Genomic DNA, 6,279 nt, shown 5'->3' with positions numbered 1-6,279 from the left:
TGCGCGCGGCGGTGGCCGCGGGCGTGCTGACGGTGGCGCCCCTGGACGTCGACGCGCTGGCCGGGGTGCAGCCGTTCCAGCGGCAGCGACGCAGCACGCTGGTCGGGCGGGGGATCGGCAGCCGGCTGGCCGGACGTCGGCTGCCCCGCTACCGCGGGTTCGGCCTGTGGTCGCTCGCGGTGCGCCGGCTGCGGGCGAACATCCGGGCCGGCCGGGGGACGTTCCGGCGAGTGCGTGCCGCCCGCGCCGCTGGCCGGACGGGTCCCGCCTGAGCCGTGCGGCCGTCGCCGCGACTAGGCGATCGCCTCCATCCGGCGGTACCAGCGCACCGCCTGGACGGCCAGCATGAGCACCGCCGCGAGCGCCAGCAGACCGTAGGCCACCACGAAGGCCGGCCACCACGCGAGCAGCAGGAACGTGACGCAGAGCAACCCGTAGTCGCCGGGCAGCGCGACCAGCGAGCCCAGCACGGGCGCGTGCTGGTCACCCTGTCGGCCGGGGTCGGCCTTGGTGCCGTACCGGCGCTGCAGCAGGTCGGTGAGGATCATGCCGAAGAAGGCGACCGAGGCCGCCACCGAGAACACCAGGGGCACCAGGACGCTCCACAGCGGCAGGTGACCGGGCTCGACCAGATGGCGGAACCACAGCGACAGCACGGCCAGGTGCAGCACCGCGATCTTGGTGGCGTCCACGACGTGGTCCAGCCACTCGCCGCTGGGCCGCCCTCCGCCGCGGAGCCGGGCCAGCTGCCCGTCGGCGGCGTCGAGGGCGTAGCCGAGTGCCAGGAGCAGCGCCACCACGACCCCGGTGACCACCCCAGGCGGGAGGACAGCCAGGCAGCCGATGCCGACGAAGGTGCAGACGGCGCTGACCGCGGTCACCTGGTGCGGAGTCATCCGCATCCGGTACGCCACCGCGGCCAGCAGGCGTCCGGCCGGCCGGTTCACCCAGCGTGAGTAGGCGGCGGCGTTGACGTTGCTCTTCTGCCCGTGCCGCAGCCGCGCCAGCGTGTCGCGCAACGGCTCGGATCCGCCGGCCAGGGGGTCGGTGGTCATCGGCGTCCTTCCTCGGCCAGGGCCACGACCTCGCGCAGCTCGGTGGCGTAGCGGTCGGCGGAGAACTGCTCACGGGCAGTGTCCGCGTCGGCCAGGGCGAGCTCACGCTCGTGCTCCCAGCCTCCGAGCACGGACTGCACCGCGTCGGCGAGCGCGGCTGGATCCGACGGCGGGACCCGTCGGACCGCCGTCGCTCCGGCGCTCGCCTCGCGCAGCCCGCTGATGTCGCTGGTGATCAGCGGCCGGGCTGCGAGCCGCGCCTCGACGGCGGTGTTGCCGAACGGCTCGTCGACCGTCGACGGGACCACGACCACGTCGGCCTCGGCCACCAGCGGCCAGATCCGGGGGTGGAAGCCGTGGAAGGTGACCCGGTCCTCCAGGCCGGCCTCCCGCACGCTGCCAGCGAGCTGGTCGGCGTACCACTCGTAGCCGGGGGCGGTCGAGCCCAGCAGGCCGAGGCAGACGTCGACACCGCGCTCGTGCAGCAGCCGGACCGCCTCCACCGCCACGTGCGGGCCCTTGCGGGCCGACAGCCGGCCGACGTAGAGCAGCCGGAACGGGCCCTCCAGCCGCGGCCGGGGCGCGACCACCTGCTCCGGGCCCTCGACGGCGTTCAGCACCACCCGCGCCCGGCCGGCCGCGCCCGGTGCCGCACGGCGCAGGACGTCCAGGCTGAAGCGGCTGTTGACGACGAGGTGGTCGGCCAGCGCCAGCGGCAGGTAGAGCGCGCGGCGCACCAGTGCGGGGGCGCTCGCCTCGCCCTCGTGCACGTGGGCGACGGTCGGGATGCCGCGGCACCGGGCCAGCAGCAGCCACAACGGGGGCGTGATGGTGTTGACGAGCACCACCGACGGTCGCAGCTGCCCGAGCAGGCGCCACCCCGGACCGATCGAGCGGAGGGTCAGCCGCAGCAGGGCCAGCAGCCCGCGCGGGCTCAGCGCCGCCTTGCTGATCACCGGGGTGGGGCAGACCAGGACGGTCACGCCGACCGCGAGCGCCTCCTCCACCAGCGGCCCGTGGCGAGGGACCACCAGCACCGGGTCGCCGCCGGCAGGGTCGGCGGCCAGCGCGCGCAGCGACTCCAGCACCATGCGGTCCGAGCCGTACAGCTCCGCGCCCGGGTGGGCGACCAGCACCGTACGCCGACGCTGCCCACGGTGGGCAGAGCGGTGGTCCGGTGCAGGTGGCATGGCGCTGCCTTCTTCGAGTCCGTCCTCCACGCGGGAGGTGCGCAGTCCCCCCGACCGGCGCAGCGCCGATCCTAGGGGCGGTGGTGCCGGATTGACCACGACCCGCTACCGCAGCGGCACGGCCATGCGCCGGGCCGGTTGGCGTCCGGCGCCCCATGTCGGTATGGTCCAGCCCCGGGGGGCTGAGAAATAGCCAAGAATCGACAGGACTGACATGTCACCGATGCCCCCGACATCCCCCGAACTCCTCGACCGCGTGAGCGCGAACGCCGACGTCCGTACCGGTCGTCCGCCCCGCGCCAGGCGCCGACTGGCCGCCGCCGCCGCGCTCGCGGTCAGCACGCTCGTCCTCACCCCGGCCCTGGTGGCCGGTGGCCCCGCCGGCCCAGCCGCCGCGGTGCCCAGCGCGGGCAGCTCCACGAAGACCTCCGCGCTGCTGCAGCCGACCAAGTCCTCGAAGGGCAAGCCGGGCCCGAGCAACACCGGCGTGCCGAAGGGCACCAAGCTGAAGGTGCACAAGGGCGACCTCACGATCACCAAGGACGGCACCGTCATCGACGGCCGCGACATCCGCGGCTACGTCTACGTGAAGGCCGACAACGTCGTGATCAAGCGCTCGGTCGTGCGCGGCGGCACCGTGAAGAACCAGGACCGGGCCCTCATCATGGCCTGGTGGGGCGCGAAGAACCTGAAGGTCACCGACAGCACCCTCAAGGCCAGCACACCCAGCCTGCGTCTGGACGGGCTGTCCGGGTCCGGGTTCACCGCGGACCGTCTGAACATCTCCGGCGTGGTCGACCCGGTCAAGGTGATCGGCGGCAACGTCACCGTGAAGCGGTCCTACCTGCACAACAGCACCTACTCCAGCAAGGACCCGAATCAGCGTGACGGCCGCACCCACGACGACAGCATCCAGATCACGGGCGGCAGCAAGATCAGCATCGTCAACAACACCCTCGAGGACGCGCACAACGCCGCCATCATGATGTCCTCGGCCCGCTACAAGACCGGCGACATCACCATCTCGGGCAACTGGATCGGCGACGGCGCCTGCACCATCAACATCACCACCGCCGACAAGGGCGCGATCCGCGACCTGCAGATCCGCGACAACAGCTTCGGCCGGGGCAAGTACGGCAAGGTCTGCCCGATCCGCATCCCGCGGTCGACCGACGCCTCGATGCTGGGCAACCGGTTCTGGGACAAGTCGCTGATCAAGCCGCAGCGCTTCTGAGTCACCCCTGACGGCGCTGTCCCCCGGGGCGGGTCTGGGTTAGAGTCGGGCCACTAGTGGCTCGAGCCAGCTCGCCTACGGGGGACGGCGCCGTCTCGGGGTCACAGGGGGGCAACATGGCTGGTCGCCGTTTCGCGTGGATGGACTCCCTGCGGGGGGTGGCCATCGTCTTCGTGCTCCTGTGGCACGCTCCCGCCGTCCCAGCGCTGCTCGGGGTGGTCATGCCGCACTGGCTGGAGTCCGTCAACGACGCGCTGATCCCGTTCCGGATGCCGCTGCTCATGTTCCTGTCAGGCCTGCTCCTGGTGCGGTCCCTGGAGAAGCCGCTGCTGGAGTACTACCTGGGCAAGCTCACGCTGATCGCCTGGCCGTACCTGCTCTGGGCCGCGGTGCACAACATCACCTACGACGCCGTCGCCCCGCTGTGGCACCCGAGAGCCTGGATCGCCACGGGCTACCTGTGGTTCCTGTTCTTCATCCTCTGCTTCTACCTCGTCGCCCCGCTGCTGCGTCGGGTGCCGCCGCTGCTGGTCGCCCCGGCCTGCTTCGTGCTGGCGGTGGTGGTCGACGACCGCCTCCTGCACCGGATGCTCTACTTCGCCGGGTTCTTCTTCGCCGGCTACCTCGCCGCCCGCTACCAGCGCCAGTTCCACCGGGTGGTCGACTCGACCCCGACCGCCGTCGTCTGCGGGGTCGTCGCCGTCGGGTTCGCCGTGGTCTCCTCGAGGTACGACGTCCAGTACCAGGCGGAGTTCGCGCTGCTGAGCCTCGCCGGGGTGCTGTCCCTCATCCACCTCGCCCGGCGGATCGGTGACGCGGTCTGGACCCGGCCGCTGCAGTACGTCGGCCGCAACTCGATCGTGTACTACACGACCCACTTCCCGTTGATGCACCTGGCCCTGCTCGCGCTGCTGGCCCTCGGCATCCACTCCTCGCTCGTGATCGCGCCGGTCATGCTCGTCTTCGCGGGGGCACTGGGGACGCTGGCCGTCGTGCTGTCACGTCGACCACCCGTGCGCTGGTTGTTCGTGGCACCGGTGACGCTCCCACGGCGTCCCGCCGTCACCGCGCCCCTGGGCCGAGCTGCCGGCGTGCCCTGACGGGGCCGTGGTGGGGGAGCGACCGCTCCGGGTTGAGGTGCCGCGGGACGACGGCGCCCGGTGACGGGCCGGCAGCTGCGTGCTGGGCGACCTGCGTCGCGACGGCGAGACCGGCCAGGAACCAGAACCACATCGCGTACTGCGTGATCAGTGCGACCACCGCGAGGACGGGGATCTGCGCCACCACGCTGAGGGTGGCCGGTGTCGCCCGCTGGGCGAGGGTGAGCAGGACGGCCGCGGCCAGCAGCACCACACCGAGCACGAGGGCGAAGCTCCCGTAGGTGAGGCCGGTGAAGATCAGCTGGCTGTCGATCGACTGGAAGCCCTGGAAGTACACCGTCCCGTCCGGCGCCACCTGCAGACCGGGCGAGAGACCGAGGGGTGCGAAGCTGCTGAGCAGGTCGGTCAGCCGACCACGGTAGGCCGCGCTGCCGGTCGCCTCGTCGCCCGCCTCGGACAGGATCCCGGTGACGAACGGCGCGGCCGCGGCCACGCTGAGGAGGGCCATCACCACCAGCGCGGTGCGCATGGCCCGGTCGGCGAGCCGGGTGCCGAACAGGAGCACCAGGGCGACCCCCACCCCCGCGCACACCATCGAGACACGGCTGACCGAGACCAGGACGCCGGCGGCCAGCAGCGCGACGAGCGTCACCCGCAGCGCCAGCCGGAGCCGCTGGGCGGTCGCCGCGAGCGGGATGATGGAGGCGAGGGTGGCACCGAGGGCGATCGAGTGCCCGAACGCCCACTCCGACCGGGCGACCCCGCCCCGTTCCTGGATGTTCGACCACTTGGCCTGCAGACCGTTGCCCCAGCCGAGGTCGGCGTAGGGGTGCCAGCCGGCGACGAACTCGATGACGGCCAGACCGCCGGCCACCGCGAACACGACGGTCATCGCCGCCTGGATCCGGTCCGGTCGGACGACCCCGGGTGCCAGCCGCCCGATGAGGTAGGCCACCAGCCAGAGCGCGATGGCCCCGAACACGGTGCTGCGGCTGCCGCCGCCCACCGCCACCGGCGCCACGCAGGCGATGAAGAAGAAGGCGACGACGACGTCGACCGGGTAGATCCTCAGCTGCACGACGCTGGCCAGCGCGGCCACCACGATGATCCCCGCGAGGCTGGCGGGCTGGAAGTACGAGCCGACCGAGACCCCCATCCAGAACGGCACGAAGCCGACCACGACGAACCAGCCGACGAGCGCGGCAGCGGGCCAGCGCCGGGCTGCGAGGAACAGCGTGAGGGCGGCCACGCCGCCAGCGGCGAGCATCACCAGCTCCGTCACCGTCATGCCCAAGAGCACGTGCCCGCCCCCTTCCCCGACGGTGGAAGGGTACCGACCGCACGGTGATACCCCCTCCAGCGCGTCACCGCGCGCCGGCTCAGGCCGCCCGGCCGAGCCGGGCGTGGACGGCGCCGGGGTCCACCGGGCGCCGCCGGCGCAGGCCGACCATCCACAGCCCGCCGTCGACGACGCCGGCCAGCGCCGGGCCGAAGGCCGTCCGCAGCTTCTGCCAGCGGGTGTCGGAGGACCGGCTCAGCACGCGCCGGACGTCGGCCGGGGTCCGCACCAGCCAGGCCCAGCGGTGCGCCCGGCCCAGGTGCTTGGCGGCGAAGACGAGCCGGTTGCGGCAGTTGTAGTAGTGGTAGAGCGCGGACTTGTGACCCGGTCCGCCCTGGGTGCCGCCGACGTCGTGCCGCGC

The 6,279-nt window shown here is 72.7% G+C and carries 7 protein-coding genes; 3 read left to right on the top strand and 4 right to left on the bottom strand.

What is annotated here, in order from left to right; translation table 11 throughout:
• The coding region (locus DVA66_RS15665; protein ID WP_232821997.1) for a hypothetical protein at positions 1-272 on the top strand (272 nt) is incomplete at its 5' end.
• 21 nt (positions 273-293) lie between these two features.
• On the opposite strand, the gene DVA66_RS15660 is transcribed toward DVA66_RS15665, so the two are convergent.
• Entirely contained in the window at positions 294-1,055 is a 762-nt protein-coding gene (locus tag DVA66_RS15660; RefSeq protein ID WP_114560919.1) for a CDP-alcohol phosphatidyltransferase family protein, read from the bottom strand.
• The gene (locus DVA66_RS15655; RefSeq protein WP_114560918.1) at positions 1,052-2,245 is read right to left on the bottom strand and encodes a glycosyltransferase family 4 protein; all 1,194 of its coding nucleotides are present in this window, start codon (positions 2,243-2,245) and stop codon (positions 1,052-1,054) included. Before DVA66_RS15655 ends, DVA66_RS15660 begins: the two co-directional genes overlap by 4 nt.
• Before the next feature lie 223 nt (positions 2,246-2,468).
• Between DVA66_RS15655 and DVA66_RS15650 the strand changes: the two genes are divergently transcribed.
• Both DVA66_RS15650 and DVA66_RS15645 read left to right on the top strand, forming a co-directional pair.
• On the top strand, positions 2,469-3,479 hold the full coding sequence (locus DVA66_RS15650) for a right-handed parallel beta-helix repeat-containing protein (RefSeq protein ID WP_198671826.1): 1,011 nt from the start codon (positions 2,469-2,471) through the stop codon (positions 3,477-3,479).
• Positions 3,480-3,595: 116 nt separating this feature from the next.
• Positions 3,596-4,579, top strand: a complete 984-nt coding sequence (locus tag DVA66_RS15645; protein ID WP_114560916.1) for an acyltransferase family protein — start codon at positions 3,596-3,598, stop codon at positions 4,577-4,579.
• On the opposite strand, the gene DVA66_RS15640 is transcribed toward DVA66_RS15645, so the two are convergent.
• Positions 4,542-5,867, bottom strand: a complete 1,326-nt coding sequence (locus tag DVA66_RS15640; protein WP_114560915.1) for a hypothetical protein — start codon at positions 5,865-5,867, stop codon at positions 4,542-4,544. The two genes, DVA66_RS15645 and DVA66_RS15640, sit on opposite strands and share 38 nt — an antisense overlap.
• A 91-nt stretch (positions 5,868-5,958) precedes the next feature.
• On the bottom strand, positions 5,959-6,279 hold a 321-nt coding region (locus DVA66_RS15635; protein WP_198671825.1), incomplete at its 5' end, for a hypothetical protein.

This window comes from Desertihabitans aurantiacus (assembly GCF_003344635.1).
Taxonomy (GTDB): domain Bacteria; phylum Actinomycetota; class Actinomycetes; order Propionibacteriales; family Propionibacteriaceae; genus Desertihabitans; species Desertihabitans aurantiacus.
This window is presented reverse-complemented; position numbering and strand designations above follow the sequence as displayed.

Excerpts from the sequence above, each read along its gene's own strand:
- DVA66_RS15660 (WP_114560919.1), bottom strand. The coding sequence starts at position 1,055 with ATGACCACCGACCCCCTGGCCGGCGGATCCGAGCCGTTGCGCGACACG.
- DVA66_RS15655 (WP_114560918.1), bottom strand. The coding sequence starts at position 2,245 with ATGCCACCTGCACCGGACCACCGCTCTGCCCACCGTGGGCAGCGTCGG.
- DVA66_RS15650 (WP_198671826.1), top strand. The coding sequence starts at position 2,469 with ATGCCCCCGACATCCCCCGAACTCCTCGACCGCGTGAGCGCGAACGCC.
- DVA66_RS15645 (WP_114560916.1), top strand. The coding sequence starts at position 3,596 with ATGGCTGGTCGCCGTTTCGCGTGGATGGACTCCCTGCGGGGGGTGGCC.
- DVA66_RS15640 (WP_114560915.1), bottom strand. The coding sequence starts at position 5,867 with ATGACGGTGACGGAGCTGGTGATGCTCGCCGCTGGCGGCGTGGCCGCC.